Source organism: Leifsonia sp. NPDC056824 (assembly GCF_042789575.1).
Lineage (GTDB): Bacteria > Actinomycetota > Actinomycetes > Actinomycetales > Microbacteriaceae > Leifsonia.
Map to the genome: position 1 here is coordinate 138,972 of NZ_JBHUAV010000005.1, position 14,821 is coordinate 153,792.

The 14,821-nt window shown below is 70.2% G+C and carries 13 protein-coding genes; 9 read left to right on the forward strand and 4 right to left on the reverse strand.

Going from position 1 to position 14,821, the window contains the following annotated elements:
- Positions 1 to 109: 109 nt before the first annotated feature.
- A complete protein-coding gene (locus tag ACFRFH_RS17665) occupies positions 110 to 1,930 on the reverse strand; it encodes an AMP-dependent synthetase/ligase (protein ID WP_382464302.1) in 1,821 nt (606 codons plus the stop codon).
- Between the two features lie 162 nt (positions 1,931 to 2,092).
- Between ACFRFH_RS17665 and ACFRFH_RS17670 the strand changes: the two genes are divergently transcribed.
- The 3 genes from ACFRFH_RS17670 (at position 2,093) to ACFRFH_RS17680 (ending at position 5,260) form a co-directional block, all read left to right on the forward strand.
- Positions 2,093 to 3,040: an ROK family glucokinase gene (locus tag ACFRFH_RS17670; protein ID WP_382464303.1), complete on the forward strand. Its 948-nt coding sequence runs from the start codon at positions 2,093 to 2,095 to the stop codon at positions 3,038 to 3,040.
- Between the two features lie 45 nt (positions 3,041 to 3,085).
- The gene (locus ACFRFH_RS17675) at positions 3,086 to 3,847 is read left to right on the forward strand and encodes a lysophospholipid acyltransferase family protein (protein ID WP_382464304.1); all 762 of its coding nucleotides are present in this window, start codon (positions 3,086 to 3,088) and stop codon (positions 3,845 to 3,847) included.
- Positions 3,848 to 3,931: 84 nt separating this feature from the next.
- Positions 3,932 to 5,260 carry a class II 3-deoxy-7-phosphoheptulonate synthase gene (locus ACFRFH_RS17680; protein ID WP_382460020.1) on the forward strand — a complete coding sequence of 443 codons (1,329 nt, stop codon included), beginning with the start codon at positions 3,932 to 3,934 and terminating at the stop codon, positions 5,258 to 5,260.
- 109 nt (positions 5,261 to 5,369) lie between these two features.
- On the opposite strand, the gene pknB is transcribed toward ACFRFH_RS17680, so the two are convergent.
- Entirely contained in the window at positions 5,370 to 7,277 is a 1,908-nt protein-coding gene (gene pknB / locus ACFRFH_RS17685) for a Stk1 family PASTA domain-containing Ser/Thr kinase (protein ID WP_382464305.1), read from the reverse strand.
- Between the two features lie 97 nt (positions 7,278 to 7,374).
- Positions 7,375 to 8,481, reverse strand: coding sequence for a LysM peptidoglycan-binding domain-containing protein (locus ACFRFH_RS17690; protein ID WP_382464306.1), 1,107 nt, complete (start codon positions 8,479 to 8,481; stop codon positions 7,375 to 7,377).
- A gap of 152 nt (positions 8,482 to 8,633) precedes the next feature.
- On the opposite strand from ACFRFH_RS17690, the gene ACFRFH_RS17695 reads away from it, so the two are divergent.
- A complete protein-coding gene (locus ACFRFH_RS17695; RefSeq protein WP_382464307.1) occupies positions 8,634 to 8,975 on the forward strand; it encodes an Rv2175c family DNA-binding protein in 342 nt (113 codons plus the stop codon).
- Between the two features lie 26 nt (positions 8,976 to 9,001).
- On the opposite strand, the gene ACFRFH_RS17700 is transcribed toward ACFRFH_RS17695, so the two are convergent.
- The gene (locus tag ACFRFH_RS17700; RefSeq protein ID WP_382464308.1) at positions 9,002 to 10,123 is read right to left on the reverse strand and encodes a polyprenyl synthetase family protein; all 1,122 of its coding nucleotides are present in this window, start codon (positions 10,121 to 10,123) and stop codon (positions 9,002 to 9,004) included.
- Positions 10,124 to 10,202: 79 nt separating this feature from the next.
- On the opposite strand from ACFRFH_RS17700, the gene ACFRFH_RS17705 reads away from it, so the two are divergent.
- From ACFRFH_RS17705 to ACFRFH_RS17725, 5 genes are all read left to right on the forward strand, one after another.
- Positions 10,203 to 10,583, forward strand: a complete 381-nt coding sequence (locus ACFRFH_RS17705; RefSeq protein WP_382464309.1) for a DUF3040 domain-containing protein — start codon at positions 10,203 to 10,205, stop codon at positions 10,581 to 10,583.
- Positions 10,584 to 10,834: 251 nt separating this feature from the next.
- The gene (mraZ, locus tag ACFRFH_RS17710; RefSeq protein ID WP_382464407.1) at positions 10,835 to 11,266 is read left to right on the forward strand and encodes a division/cell wall cluster transcriptional repressor MraZ; all 432 of its coding nucleotides are present in this window, start codon (positions 10,835 to 10,837) and stop codon (positions 11,264 to 11,266) included.
- Positions 11,267 to 11,372: 106 nt separating this feature from the next.
- A complete protein-coding gene (rsmH, locus tag ACFRFH_RS17715) occupies positions 11,373 to 12,323 on the forward strand; it encodes a 16S rRNA (cytosine(1402)-N(4))-methyltransferase RsmH (protein WP_382464310.1) in 951 nt (316 codons plus the stop codon).
- On the forward strand, positions 12,320 to 13,051 hold the full coding sequence (locus ACFRFH_RS17720) for a hypothetical protein (RefSeq protein ID WP_382464311.1): 732 nt from the start codon (positions 12,320 to 12,322) through the stop codon (positions 13,049 to 13,051). The genes rsmH and ACFRFH_RS17720 overlap by 4 nt, the downstream gene beginning before the upstream one ends.
- 25 nt (positions 13,052 to 13,076) lie before the next feature.
- A complete protein-coding gene (locus ACFRFH_RS17725) occupies positions 13,077 to 14,819 on the forward strand; it encodes a peptidoglycan D,D-transpeptidase FtsI family protein (RefSeq protein ID WP_382464312.1) in 1,743 nt (580 codons plus the stop codon).
- Positions 14,820 to 14,821: the final 2 nt, after the last annotated feature.

Here is a 14,821-nt window from a genome sequence, read left to right on the forward strand (position 1 = left end):
CATCTGTTGTCTTGGTCCGCCCACTGTCTTCCGCGCATCTGCTCAACTCTGGTGCCGCAGGCGCCCCGTGGCCCGCCGCCCTTGGCCCATCCCCCCACGAATCGCAGCGCTAGTGCGCGAGCGAGATGCCCTGCGTGCTGGGGTTGCCGCTGTAGACGCCGTCGATGACGTCGGCGAAGTCGGCGAGGATCACGTTGCGTTTGATGCTCATCTTCGGCGTGAGGTGGCCGCTGGCCTCCGTCAGCTCCGTGGCGAGGATGACGAATTTGCGGATGCTCTCCGCGCGGGAGACGCCCTGGTTGGCCGCGTCGATCGCGCGCTGGATCTCGGCGTTCACCGCCGGATTCACGGACGCCTCGGCGAGGGTCATGTCCTTGTCCTCGCCGTTGTTCGCCAGCCAGGTCGGCAGCATCTCGGTGTCGAGCGTCACCAGGGCTGCGATGAACGGCTTCTGGTCGCCGACGACGATCACCTGGCCGACCAGCGGGTTGGCGCGGATCGGGTCCTCGAGCGCCGCGGGGGAGACGTTCTTGCCGCCGGCGGTGACGATGATCTCCTTCTTGCGGCCGGTGATGGTCAGGTAGCCGTCCGCGTCGAAGGAGCCGAGGTCGCCGGTGCGGAACCAGCCGTCGTCGAAGGCCGCGGCCGTCGCCTCCGGGTTCTTCCAGTACTCCTTGAAGACGTTGATGCCCCTGACCTGGATCTCGCCGTCCGCCGCCAGCCGCAGGTCCACGCCGGGGAGGGCGGGGCCGACGGTGCCGATCTTGAACATGTCGGGCCGGTTCACGGTCGCGGGCGCCGTGGTCTCGGTGAGGCCGTAGCCCTCCAGGATCTTGATGCCGAGGCTGTGGAAGAAGTGGCCGAGGTGCGAGCCGAGCGGCGCGGAGCCCGAGACGGCGTACTTCACACGGCCGCCCATCGCGGCGCGCAGCTTGGAGAACACCAGCCGGTCGTAGAGGGCGAACTTGAGCTTGAGTCCGAACGGCACCGAGCCGGCCTCGACGGCCTTGGAGTGCTCGACGGCGACCTCGGCGGCGGCGCGGAAGATCTTGCCGCGGCCGCCGGCCTCCGCCTTCTGCTCTGCCGAGTTGTAGACCTTCTCGAACACGCGGGGCACCGCGAGCAGGAACGTCGGCTTGAAGCTCGCCAGCGCGGGCAGCAGCTGCTTGGTGTCGGCCTGGTGGCCCACCTTCACGCCCGCGGTGACGCACAGCACGGCGATGAACCGGGCGAATACGTGGGCCGTCGTGATGAAGAGCAGGGTGGAGGCGCCCTCCAGGACTTCGCCGAGCGCTTCGGTGGCGTTGCGCGACAACTCCACGAAGTTCGCGTGCGTGAGCACGCAGCCCTTGGGGCGGCCGGTGGAGCCGGAGGTGTAGATCAGGGTGCCGATGTCCTCGCCGCGTGCCAGGTTCCTGCGGCGCTCGATCTCGGCGTCCGGCACGTCGACGCCGGCGGCGGCCAGCTTGTCGAGGTCGCCCAGGTGGAGCTGCCAGACCTTCTCGATGAGCGGCAGGTCGGCGTGCACCTCGTCGAACCGGGAGAACATCTCCGCGGTCTCCAGGATGACGGCCTTCGCGCCGGAGTCCGCCATGTTCCACTGCACCTGCGCGGGCGAGGAGGTCTCGTAGATCGGGACGAGCACGGCGCCGGCGAACCAGGCCGCGAAGTCGATCAGGCTCCACTCGTAGCGGGTCTTGCACATCAGGCCGATCATGTCGCCCGGCTGGATGCCGGCGGCGACCAGGCCCTTGGCGAGCGCGACGACCTGGCGGTGGAACTCCGCGGCGGTCACGTCCTTCCAGCCTTCGCCGTCCGGGAGGCTGAACAGCGCGGCGTCCGGAGTGGCGGCGACCCGCTGCACGAGCAGGTCCGTCGCGTTGGCCTCCGGGTCGGCGGGGACGACGGCGGGGGTTTCGAACTGGTTCACGGTAGCTCCCTCGATACCGGGCGGGCGGGGGTCCGGGCCGAATCGCTCCGGCTCGCAGTGGTTGATTACACTCTAGATGGTGCGGCAGGGAGTCTTCCGAGACGGCCCGGTCCGCGCACTTCCACTTCGCCCGACCCACGCCCATCCGGAAGGGGCCCGCCTGTGCATGCCATCGGAATCGACATCGGCGGGACCAAGATCGCCGGAGCGGTCGTCGACGAGCTCGGCGCGATCGTCCGCGAGGACCGCGTGCCGACCGACGCGACGCGTCCGGAGGAGATCGAGAACGCCGTCGTCGCGATGATCGAGCGGCTGTCGGACGGGCCGGAGGAGATCGCAGGCGCGGGCGTCGCCGCCGCCGGCTTCATCGACGCGGCGCAGTCCACCGTGTATTACGCCCCGAACATCAACTGGCGGCACGAGCCGTTCCGGGAGAAGCTCGAGAAGCGCATCGACCTCCCGGTGCTCATCGAGAACGACGCCAACGCGGCGGGCTGGGCGGAGTTCCGCTACGGGGCCGGCCGGCTGGTCAGCGACATGGTCATCCTCACCATCGGCACCGGCGTGGGCGGCGCGATCGTCAGCAACGACCGGCTGTTCCGCGGCGGCTTCGGCGCGGGAGCGGAGATCGGCCACATGCGCGTCGTCCCCGGCGGCCTGCCCTGCGGCTGCGGCGCGCACGGCTGCATCGAGCAGTACGGCTCCGGCCGGGCGCTGCAGCGGATGGCCAACGAGCTCGCCGACGCCGGCGGCATCGGCCAGTCGCTCGCCGACGTGCGCACCCGCACCGGCGAGCTGACCGGCACGGACATCTCCGGCCTCATCATGGCGGGGGACCCCGGCGCGCTCGCCGCCCTGCGCCAGCTCGGCGACTGGCTCGGCCAGGCCTGCGCGAGCCTCGGCGCCGTCCTCGACCCGCAGCTCTTCGTCTTCGGCGGCGGCGTCGCCCAGGCGGGGGAGTTGCTGCTGGAGCCGATCCGCCAGGCCTACCTGGAGAACCTCCCGGCGCGCGGCTACCACCCGGAGCCGGAGTTCAAGATCGCGGAGCTGGTCAACGACGCCGGCGTGGTCGGCGCGGCCGACCTCGCCCGCCTGCACGCGGCGCTCTGAGCCGGTCCTCCCGCAGAGCAGAGCAGGGCACTAGGCTTTCGATCGATGTTCTACTGGCTGATGAAGAACCTGATCGCGGGGCCGTTGCTCCGCGGCGTCTTCCGCCCGTGGGTCGTCGGCCTCGAGAACGTCCCCGCGGACGGCGCGGTCATCCTCGCCAGCAACCACCTCTCGTTCATCGACTCGATCTTCCTGCCGATCGTCGTCGACCGGCACGTCTCCTTCCTCGCCAAGAGCGATTACTTCACCCGGCGCGGCCTGAAGGGCTGGGCGACCAAGGCGTTCATGAACGCCACTGGCCAGCTCCCCATCGACCGCTCGGGAGGCAAGGCCTCCGAGGCCTCGCTCAACACCGGCCTCGCGGTCCTCGCGCGCGGCGAGATCCTCGGCATCTATCCGGAGGGCACCCGCAGCCCCGACGGCAAGCTGTACCGCGGGCGCACGGGCGTCGCGCGGATGATCCTGGAGGCCGGCGTCCCGGTCGTCCCGGTCGCGATGATCGACACCGCCGAGATCATGCCGATCGGCCGCCGCATCCCGCGGATCGGGCGGATCGGCATCGTCATCGGCGACCCGATCGACTTCTCCCGGTTCGAGGGCATGGAGGGCGACCGCTTCATCCTCCGCTCGGTCACCGACGAGATCATGTACGCGCTGCACGCTCTGGGCCAGCAGGAGTACGTCGACGTCTACGCCAGCACGGTGAAGGAGAAGCGCGCGGCGCTCGCCGACTCGGCCTCCCCGCCGCCGGTGGCGGTCCCGTCACAATCCGCCCCCACGACGCCGGAGGCACGTCCGGCGCGATAGGCTCGGTTATCCCAATCCTCCCGACCGAGCGGACCCAGAACAGTGCTGCAGACCACAGATCCCGTCGTGAAAGCTGACGACTCCGTGATCGAGGGCCTGGACTATTGGCGCACGCTCCCGATCAAGCAGCAGCCGCAGTGGCCGGACGCGGAGGCCGCAGCAGCGGCGTCGGCGGAGATCGCTACCCTGCCCCCGCTGGTGTTCGCCGGCGAGGTGGACCAGCTCCGCACCCGGCTCGCGCGTGCGGCCGAGGGCAAGGCGTTCCTGCTTCAGGGCGGCGACTGCGCCGAGACCTTCGCGGGTGCGACCGCCGACCAGATCCGCAACCGCGTCAAGACGGTGCTGCAGATGGCCGTCGTCCTGACTTACGGCGCGTCGGTGCCCGTCATCAAGATGGGCCGGATGGCCGGGCAGTTCGCCAAGCCGCGCTCCAGCGACACCGAGACCCGCGGCGATGTGACGCTGCCGGCCTACCGTGGCGACATCGTCAACGGCTACGACTTCACGCCGGAGTCGCGCGCGGCCGACCCGCGCCGGCTGATCCAGGGCTACCACACGGCGGCCTCCACGCTGAACCTGATCCGCGCGTTCACCCAGGGTGGCTTCGCCGACCTGCGCGAAGTGCATAGCTGGAACCGGGGCTTCGCGGCGAATCCGGCCAACCAGCGCTACGAGGGCCTCGCCCGCGAGATCGACCGCGCCATCAAGTTCATGGAGGCCGCGGGCGCCGACTTCGACGAGCTCACCCGCGTCGAGTTCTACAGCAGCCACGAAGGGCTGCTGATGGACTACGAGCGCCCGATGACCCGCATCGACTCGCGCACCGGCACGCCGTACAACACCTCGGCGCACTTCGTCTGGATCGGCGAGCGCACCCGCGACCTGGATGGCGCGCACGTCGACTTCCTGTCCCGCGTCCGTAACCCGATCGGCGTCAAGCTCGGCCCGGCGACCACGCCGGAGACGATGCTGGAGCTCATCGACAAGCTCGATCCGAACCGCGAGCCGGGCCGGCTGACGTTCATCACCCGGATGGGCGCCGGCAAGATCCGCGACGCGCTGCCGCCGCTGCTGGAGGCCGTCAAGCGCTCCGACGCGAACCCGCTGTGGGTCACCGACCCGATGCACGGCAACGGCCTGACCACGCCGAACGGCTACAAGACGCGCCGCTTCGACGACGTCGTGGACGAGGTGCAGGGCTTCTTCGAGGCGCACCGCGCCGCCGGTACGCACCCGGGCGGCATCCACGTCGAGCTCACCGGCGACGACGTGACGGAGTGCCTGGGCGGCTCGGAGCACATCGACGAGGAGACCCTCGCGACCCGGTACGAGTCGCTGTGCGACCCGCGCCTGAACCACATGCAGTCCCTGGAGCTCGCCTTCCTCGTAGCCGAGGAGCTCAGCCAAGGCTGACCCGCCCCACAGCGACCGCCGAGGGGCACGTCGTTGTCACTTTTCCGCCCGGAAAGTGACAACAACGTGCCCCTCGAGCGTGTGTGCGGGAGTCTGCGAGGGGCGCGGGTCAGAAGCCGGAGAAGTTGACGGTGACGGTGGATCCCTTGGGCGCTTCCGTGCCTGGGGCGGGCGACACCTTGGAGACCACGAGGAGTGGCCCAGACCCTGGCAAATCGCCAATGGGTGGGTACGTGAGCTGGAAGCCGGCTGCCTGCAGGGCCGCCTTCGCCTTGTCCCAGGTCTGGCCGACCACATCGGGCACCGGCACCGGGGCGGGCCCGCGGGACGTCTCGAGGGCGAGCGTGTCGCCCGGGCGCACCGGCTGGCCCTGCGGCTGGGCGGAGATCACGTCGTTCTTGTCGATCGTGTCGCTGTAGCTCTGCGGCCCCGCCGTGGCGTGCAGGCCGACCTTCTCGAGCGCGGACGTCGCGGACGAGACCGACTTGCCTGCGACGTCCGGGATCGGCCCGACCGACACGACGAGGTTCACCGCCGCCGCCTGGAAGTAGCCGCCGCCCCCGGAGATGTCGCTGCCGTCGGAGGCGCGGGTCGCGGAGATGACCGTATTCGCAGGGACTTTCGCGTCGAACTGCTGCGCGACGTCGCCGACCTTCGCCCCGGTCCCCGTGATCGCGGACTTCGCCGCGTCGAGGCCCGCGCCCGCGAGTGCGGGGATGGTGACCGGCTTGGGGCCCTGCGAGACCCGGACCGTGATGGTGCTGCCGCGGTTCGCCGAGGCGCCGGCCTTCGGGTCGGTGCTGGACACCTGCCCTGCCGGGATCGTGACGCTGTACTCCTGCGCCTGGGCGGTCTTGAAGCCCAGGTTCACCAATGTCGTGGACGCCGCGGCCGGCGCCTGCGAGACGACGTTGGGCACCGTCACGAACGCGCCGGGCCCGGAGCCGAAGTACCAGCCCGTCCCGCCGGCGACCGCCGCCAGCACCAGCACGAGCGCGAACAGCCACCAGCCCTTGCCGCGGCGGAGCCGGGCGGCCTGGGTGAGCGTGTCCGTCGCAGTCGGCGTGCTGGAGGCGACCTGCTGCCGGATGGCGGGGTTGATGATCTGGGTGTCGCCGTCGGCGATGTCGAACGCGGGGGACAGCACCATCGTGGGCTGCATCACCGCGTCGCCGCGGATCGACTTCTCGGCCTCCCTGAGCCGGTCGAGCATTTCGCGGGCATCGGAGGGCCGGCGGTCCGGGTCCTTCTCGGTCGCCCACAGGACGAGCTCGTCGAGCTCCGGCGGGACGGCCGGGTTGGCGCTGCTCGGCGCAGGGACGGGGTCGTTCGCGTGCTGGTAGGCGATCTGCATCGGCTGCTCGCCGTGGAACGGCTGCGTGCCGGTGAGCATCTCGTACATCATGATGCCGAGGGCGTAGATGTCGCTGCGCGCGTCGGCGACGCCGCGGGTGACGAGCTCGGGGGAGAGGTAGGCGATCGTGCCGAGGAGGGCCTGCCCCGTCGCGGTGTTGGCGCTCGCGGCGCGCGCGAGGCCGAAGTCGCCGATCTTGATGCGGCCGTCGTCGGCGAGAAGGACGTTCTCGGGCTTGAGGTCGCGGTGCACGATGCCGGCCTTGTGGGCGGCGGCGAGGCCGCTGAGCACGGCCTCCATGATGTCGATGGTCTGCTCGGGCGTCAGTTTGCCGTAGTCCTTGAGCAGGTCGCGCAGCGTGATGCCGGGCAGGTACTCCATGACCAGGTACGCCATGTCGGAGTCCTGGCCCTGGTCGAAGACGTTGACCACGTTCGGGTGGGCGAGCCGGGCGGCGGAGCGGGCCTCCTGCACGAAGCGGCTCTTGAAGGTGTTGTCGTCGGCGAGATGGCCGTGCATGACCTTGATCGCGACCCGTCGCTCCAGGCGCAGATCGGTGGCCAGATACACCGTTGCCATGCCGCCTCGGGCGATCCGCGAGCGCACCTGATAGCGGCCGTCGACAAGACGGCCGATCATCGGGTCTGTCTGGCTCGTGGTCACGGATCGAGTCTAGGGAACGGGGCGCTCGCGAAACCTGCAAAACACCGGTGTGCGCCGGGGCTGTGACCCGGCTGTGACCTTCGGCGCGCCGCGCGCGTCAGCCGAGCTGCGCCAGCCACGCCCGCGCCGACGCCTCCCACTTGGCGTATGCGGTCGGGAAGGCCGAGATCTGCACCGCCTGGGCGGCCTGCGTGACGGTCATCGACGTCCACCCGGGGAGGTCGAGGAGGCCGCGCGTGTGGCCCTTGTTGGGGTTGTGCGCCCCGCCGTAGAAGGCCAGGGTCGCGCGGGTCGGGTCGAGCACCTGGGCGGGCGTTCCCCAGCCGGTGCTCGGCCGCTGCTGGAACAGGCCGAGGGAGTCGCGGTCGCCGTAGCGCACGTTCTTCAGCCCGGACTCCTGGGCCGCCGCCGCGAGGGCGATGACGATGCCCTGGGCGGGGACGCCCTCCTGGTGGCCGATGCGGATGATCAGCTGCGCGTTCACCCGCATCTCGTCGCTGAGCGCGACCACCTGACCCGGCTGGATGACCGGGGCCGGCGGCGGAGCCGGCGCCGTGACGACCGGAGCGGGCGCCGGGATCGGGGCGGCCGCAGCGATCGGCGTGTTCACTGCCGCCGTGGTCATGCCCGGAATGGCGAGCTTCTGGCCCGGGTAGATGATGCTCGCGCCGCTCAGGCCGTTGGCGGCGAGGACGGCGGAGGTGCGGAGGCCGAACTTGGCGGCGATGCCGCTGACCGTGTCGCCGCGGGCGACGGTGTACGCCGTCTTGGACGGCGCGGGGGCGGCCGCCGGAGCGGGCGCGGCCGGAGCGGGGGCCGCGGGCTTCGGCGCGGCGCTGAGCGCGAGCACCTGGCCGGGGAAGATCAGGCTCTTCCAGCTCAGCCCGTTGAGCGCGAGCACAGCGGCGGTGGACATGCCGAAGCGGGCGGCGATGCCGGAGACGGTGTCGCCGGTCTGCACCCGGTAGCTGGCGGGGGCGGCCGCGATCTCGATCTGGCCCGGGGTGGCCGTAACGCCCTCCTGGGCTGCGGCGGCACGGATGGTGTCCGTGCCCGGCGCCCGGTTCTCCGGGGCCCGGTCGCGCACCTCGCCGGTGGCGGCCTGCGCGGGGGCCAGGAGGTTCAGCGTCACCGCGATGGAGCCGGCGATCGCGATCGGCACCGTGCCCAGCATCCGCCGGTTGGTGCTCTCGCTCAGAGACATGGTCGACCCCCTTATGAGTGGCAAAGCCGTTGCCCACGGTGACACACAGTGAGTAAGGAGTCAACCAGTGTGGCTGCTGTGACAACAGTTAACACAACCGTAACATTCACCCGATCGTGTGATCTGCCGCCGGACATGGCACGCTTGTCTGTGTGAACGAGCAGGTCCAGGCCACCGAGTGGCTCACCATCCCCGACCTCGTGGAGCAGCTGGGACTCGGCGTCAGCCGGGTACGCCGCCTCATCGAGGACCGCCATCTCGCCGCGAAGCGCATCGACGGCATCCTCAAAGTCCCCGCCGCGTTCCTGCGCGACGGCGAGCCGCTGGGCGAGCTGCACGGCACGCTCATCGTGCTCTCGGACAACGGCTTCGACGACGACGAGGCGGTCGACTGGCTGCTCGCCGACGAGGAGAGCCTCGGCACGGCACCCATCGAGGCGCTGCGCGCCGGCCGCAAGGCCGAGGTGCGCCGCGTCGCGCAGGCGCTGGCCTGATCCGACTGGGCTGGTCCGACCGCCGGTCAGGACGCCCGGCGGGTGACCGTAACCGCGAGCTCGCGGAGCTGAGCACGCGCCGCCGGGCCGATCGGCGCCTCGTCGAGGGCCTCGATCGCGCTCGCGACGTTGTCCGCGATCATGCGCTCCACCTTCTCGACGGCGCCGGAGTCCCGGATCGTCATCTGGAGGGTCTGGATCTGCTGCGGCGTCAGGTCCTGGTCGCCGAGCAGCTCGTCCAGGGTCGCGCGCGCCCCGGCGGGGACGGCCTGCCGGGTGAGCGCGATGAGGACGGTCCGCTTGCCCTCGCGCAGGTCGTCGCCGCTCGGCTTGCCGGTGACCTCCGCGTCGCCGAAGACGCCGAGCAGGTCGTCGCGCAGCTGGTAGGCGATGCCGAGCGGGAGGCCGAACCGGCGGAGCGCGTCGAGCTGGCCGACCGTCGCGCCGGCGAGGCTGGCGCCGATCAGCAGCGGCGACTCGATGGAGTACTTGGCCGACTTGTAGACGATGACGCGCTCGGCCCTGGCCAGCTGGTCGGCGTCCGGCCGTCCGGCCCAGCCGATCTCTTCGAAGATGTCGAGGTACTGGCCGGCGGTGACGTCGAGGCGCATCCGGTTGAACTCGGCCCGCGCCGACCGCCGCGACGATGCGCTCACGGTCTGGGTCATCCCCTCGTCGAAGAGCTCGTCGCTGAGGATGAGCAGGTAGTCGCCGAGCAGCGTCGCCGCCCCGGTGCCGAACGTCGCGCCCGAACCCTGCCAGCCCTCCTGGTCGTGCAGCCGCTCGAAGCGGCGGTGCGCGGACGGGGCGCCGCGGCGGGTGTCGGAGTTGTCGATGAGGTCGTCGTGCACGAGTGCGGCGGCGTGGAACAGCTCGAGCGCCGAGGCGACGGAGACGACCGCGTCGAGCGGCCCGCCCGCGGTCACCGCCGCGCTGTCACCCGGTTCGTCGGCGGCCGTGCGCACCGCCTGCCAGCCCCAGAAGCAGAACAGCGCCCGGAAACGCTTCCCGCCGCTGAGAAAATCCCTCGAAAAAGCCGCGATCGGGGCGAGTTCGTCGGCTATGGAGACGAGAATGGATGCACGCGTATCGAAGAATCCATCGATTCTTGACTGGATGAGGTCGACGAACCGGATGCTTTCAGACACACGTATAGCCTAGTCAGAGTGGTGCGGCTACAATCGGCCACACAACGCCTAGAACCCGCTAGAAAGAGGGGGGTCCCGGATGCCGCTTTCAGAACATGAGCAGCGCCTCCTCGAAGAGATGGAACGCAGTCTCTACCAGAATGACGCGGATTTCGTCGCGAAGGTCGGAGGCAAGCGGGCCCGCCCCGCGTACCGGTCGATCGTCCTCGGAATCCTGCTCGCCGTCATCGGCGTTGCGGTCCTCGTGACCGGCGTCTTCGTCCAGCTCCCCATCGTCGGAATCCTCGGATTCGTCGTCATGTTCGGCGGTGTGCTCCTGGCCATCGCGCCGGGCAAGCGCGTGGCGATCGATCCCGACGCGGCGGCCGCCGGCTCATCCGGCAAGCCGACCCGTGGCCAGCCCGGCTTCATGGATCGCATGAACGACCGCTGGGACAAGCGCCAGGACGGGCAGCAGTAGCCCCTCCACCGCACTCCACTGACGCACCCACCTTTCGGGCCGATCTTCGGATCGGCCCTTTTTCGTGCGCTCGGCACTCCCTGGGAGTGCATTCGCCCTCCATTTCCCTCCACCGGGTTCTCCCGCGTGATTTCGCGGCACGAACACCCCTAAACGGGGCAAAATTCCCGATTGGGCAGATTTTGTGGATGAGAGTGGAGTAAAGTGGAGGCACACCGCAACCGTGGCCGGGAGAGTGGGGGGTGGCACCGATGTTCCTCGGTACCTATGCCCCCAAGCTGGATGAGAAGGGGCGCATCATCCTGCCGGCCAAGTTCCGGGATGAGCTCGCGTCCGGGCTCGTCCTGACCCGCGGTCAGGAGCACTGCGTCTACGTCTTCTCGCAGCGCGAGTTCGAAGCGCTCCACGAGAAGATCCGGCAGGCGCCGGTGACCAGCAAGCAGGCCCGCGACTACCTGCGCGTCTTCCTCTCGGGGGCGAGCTCGGAGGTCCCGGACAAGCAGAACCGGGTCACCGTCCCGACGGCGCTGCGGTCGTATGCGGCTCTCGACAGGGACCTGGTCGTGATCGGCGCGGGAAGCCGCGCCGAGATCTGGGACGCAGAGGCGTGGGAGACGTACCTCGCCGAGCAGGAGGCAGCATTCGCGAACACGGAGGAGGAGGTGATCCCGGGACTGTTCTAGCGCCTGGCGCCGGACTCCCAGCCATACGCCCTGACACCACTTCCCCGGTGGCAGGTCGGAATGGATGGGGATCAGGAACCAGGAGCCGATCCTCCCGGGTGCGGACATGACAGACGACATCCACACCCCCGTCCTGCTCGAGCGCTGCATCGAGCTGCTCGGCCCCGCCCTCCAGAAGCCGGGCGCCGTCTTCGTGGACGCGACGCTCGGCATGGGCGGCCACTCGGCCGGCGTGCTGGAGCGCTTCCCCGAGGTCATCCTGGTCGGCCTCGACCGCGACCAGGAGGCGCTGGCCATCGCCGGCGAGCGGCTCGCCCGGTTCGGCGACCGCGTCCACCTGGTACACACCGTGTACGACGGCATCCGCGACGCCATCGACGGGCTCGGGTTCGACGAGATCGACGGTGTGCTGTTCGACCTCGGCGTCTCCTCGCTGCAGCTCGACCGCGTCGAGCGCGGCTTCTCGTACTCCAAGGACGCGCCGCTCGACATGCGCATGGACGGCACCAGCGACCTCACCGCGGAGGTCGTGCTCGCAACCTACTCCGAGGCGGACCTGCGCCGGATCTTCCGCGACTACGGCGAGGAGAAGCTCGCCGCCCGCTACGCGCGCCGCATCGTGGAGGAGCGGCAGAACGCGCCGATCGTCCGCTCCGGCCAGCTCGTCGACATCCTGCAGAAAGCCACGCCCGTCGCGGTGCAGCGGCAGGGCCACCCGGCCAAGCGCGTCTTCCAGGCGCTGCGCATCGAGGTGAACCAGGAGCTGGCCGTGCTGGAGCGCGCCATCCCGGCCGCCATCGACGCGCTGGCGGTGGGCGGCCGCATCGTCGTGGAGGCGTACCAGTCGCTGGAGGACCGCATCGTCAAGCGCGAACTGCAGACGCGGTCGCGCTCCAGCGCACCGGCGGGGCTCCCGGTCGAGCTGCCGGAGCACCGGCCCCAGCTGAAGCTGCTGATCCGGGGCGCGGAGCTGGCGGACGACGAAGAGAAGGCCGCGAACCCGAGGGCCACCCCGGTGCGCCTGCGCGCGGCCGAACGAGTGAGGAGGGACTCGTGAGCAACACCGCATTCAAGCGGACCGGGGGGACCGGAACGACCGGCGTCCGCAAGCGTCCGACGATGACCTGGCACGTCCCGGCGTCCGCGGCGGCGACCGCGCAGGCGCTCGACGCGCCCGCGCCGCTCCTCGACCGGCCGGAGCAGCCGGCACGCGAGCGCCGCTCCCACCTCGAGGTCGTCTCGACCCGCAGCCAGCGCCGCGCGCGTCCGCGCACCGTCTACGCGATCACCGCCGTGTCCTCGCTGCTCGTGATCGTGGTCGCGCAGCTCCTGCTCAGCATCGGGGTCTCCCAGGGCGCCTACCAGCTCAGCTCGCTGCAGGCCCAGCAGACGCAGCTCCAGCGAAGCTACCAAGCCGCTTCGGAGGACCTCAACCGGCTCACGTCGCCGCAGAACCTCGCCGCCAACGCCAACGCACTCGGCATGGTGAGCAACAGCAACCCCGCCTACCTGCGCCTCTCCGACGGCGCCGTCCTCGGCGCGCCCGTCGCGGCGACCGGCGCGGCCGGCACCGTGACGGGAGGCCAGGGCAACCTGGTCCCGAACTCGCAGCTCAACGGTGTGCCGCTCGCGGCGGCTCCCGGGCTGACCGTGACCGGTGCTCCCGCGGCCGCCGCAGGGGCCGCCCAAGCTGGGAGTTCCGCAAGCGCGGGTGCGGCCTCCACGACTCCGGCGAAGCCGTCCGTACCGTTGCAGGGAGCGTTGCCGACACCGGTGACGCACTGACGACGCGACGGGACGGACGCGGGGCGTGATCAACAGGAAGATGCTGCGGAGGCGGACGGCCCTCACCATCGTGGCTGTGGCAGCCTTCGTCGCCATCCTCGGCGGCAAGCTGGTCGACATCCAGGTGGTCCGCGCCGACGCTCTGCAGAGGGCGTCGGTGAACGCCAAGGAGGACTCCAAAACCCTCTACGGCAACCGCGGCGACATCGTCGACGCGAGCGGCAAGATCCTGGCGACGACGATCTACACGTACACCGCGGCGGCCTCGCCGTCCGACGCGATCGCCGGCGGCCGCGACAAGATGGTGGAGGCCGCCGCCAAGATCGGCGCGATCACCGGCCAGGGCGGCGACGCGGTGGTGAAGCTGTTCGACGACGCGCTGAAGGCGAACGCCAAGTCCAAGTACGTGCTGATCAAGTCGGGCATGGACGTGACCACCTTCGACAGGCTCGACAAGCTGCCGTACCCCTGGCTCACCTTCGACAAGGCGCAGGCGCGCAGCTACCCGAACGGCGCCGTCGCCGGCAACCTGATCGGCTACGTCTCGCAGGGCGGCAACGGCGGCCTGGAGGCGAGCGAGAACGGCTGCCTGGCCGGCAAGAACGGCCTGCAGACCTACCAGCGCGGCGCGGACGGGGTGGCCATCCCCGGCAGCACGGTCGTCCAACAGAAGGCGAAGGACGGCGGCACGCTCGAGCTCACGGTCGACAGCGACCTGCAGTGGTTCGCCGAGCAGACGCTGGCCCAGCAGGTGAGCGCGACCGGATCGAAGTTCGGCTTCGTGACCGTGGCGGAGGCGAAGACCGGCAAGATCAAGGCGATCGCCCAGTGGCCCGCGCTCGACCCGAACAACATCGACGCCACCGACCCGTCGTACTGGCGCCTCCAGTCCCTCACCGACCCGCGCGAGCCCGGCTCGACGTTCAAGGCCCTCACCGCCGCGATGCTCATCGACCAGGGCAAGGCGACGCCGGCCAGCCAGGTCCTGGCACCGTACGAGTGGAAGTCGGGCAACGGCGCCGACCTGCACGACTCGGGGTACCACGCGCCGGAGCGGCTGACCCTCACCGGCGTCCTGATGAACTCGTCGAACACCGGCATGTCCCAGCTCGGCAGCGCGCTCACCGACCAGACCCGCTACGACTACCTCAAGAAGTTCGGCATCGGCGACGACACCGGGCTCCCGTACCCGGGCGAGTCGTCCGGCATCCTGAACCCGGTCAAGGGCTGGGACGACCAGACCAAGTACGCCACCATGTTCGGCCAGGGCGTCTCGACGACCCAGCTCCAGATGGTGAGCGCCTACCAGGCGCTGGCCAACGGCGGCACCCGCATCCCGCTGACGATGGTCGCGGGCTGCAAGCAGGCCGACGGCACCGTCACCGATGCCCCGAAACCGACCCCGGTGAAGGTCGTCTCGGCCGACGCGGCCACCACGACGCTCGGGATGCTGGAGTCCGTGACGACCACGGGCGAGCTCTCGAAGCAGCTGAAGATCCCCGGCTACAACGTCGCCGCGAAGACCGGTACGGCCCAGCAGCCGGACGGCAAGGGCGGCTATCTGCCGTCGTACTACGTGTCGGTGATGGGGGTCGCCCCGGTGGACGATCCGCAGTACGTCGTTTCGGTCAACCTCGGGTTCCCGACTACCATTACTTCGTCGGCTGCCGCCGCTCCGCTGTTCCACACGATCATGAGCCAGGTGCTGAAGACCTACCGGGTGAAGCCCTCGACGTCGAGCCCGGCCGACTACCCGCCCTACTACTGAAT

Coding starts and splice junctions, on each gene's coding strand:
- ACFRFH_RS17705 (WP_382464309.1), top strand. CDS start 10,203: ATGCCGCTTTCAGAACATGAGCAGCGCCTCCTCGAAGAGATGGAACGC.
- ACFRFH_RS17690 (WP_382464306.1), bottom strand. CDS start 8,481: ATGTCTCTGAGCGAGAGCACCAACCGGCGGATGCTGGGCACGGTGCCG.
- rsmH (WP_382464310.1), top strand. CDS start 11,373: ATGACAGACGACATCCACACCCCCGTCCTGCTCGAGCGCTGCATCGAG.
- ACFRFH_RS17675 (WP_382464304.1), top strand. CDS start 3,086: ATGTTCTACTGGCTGATGAAGAACCTGATCGCGGGGCCGTTGCTCCGC.
- mraZ (WP_382464407.1), top strand. CDS start 10,835: ATGTTCCTCGGTACCTATGCCCCCAAGCTGGATGAGAAGGGGCGCATC.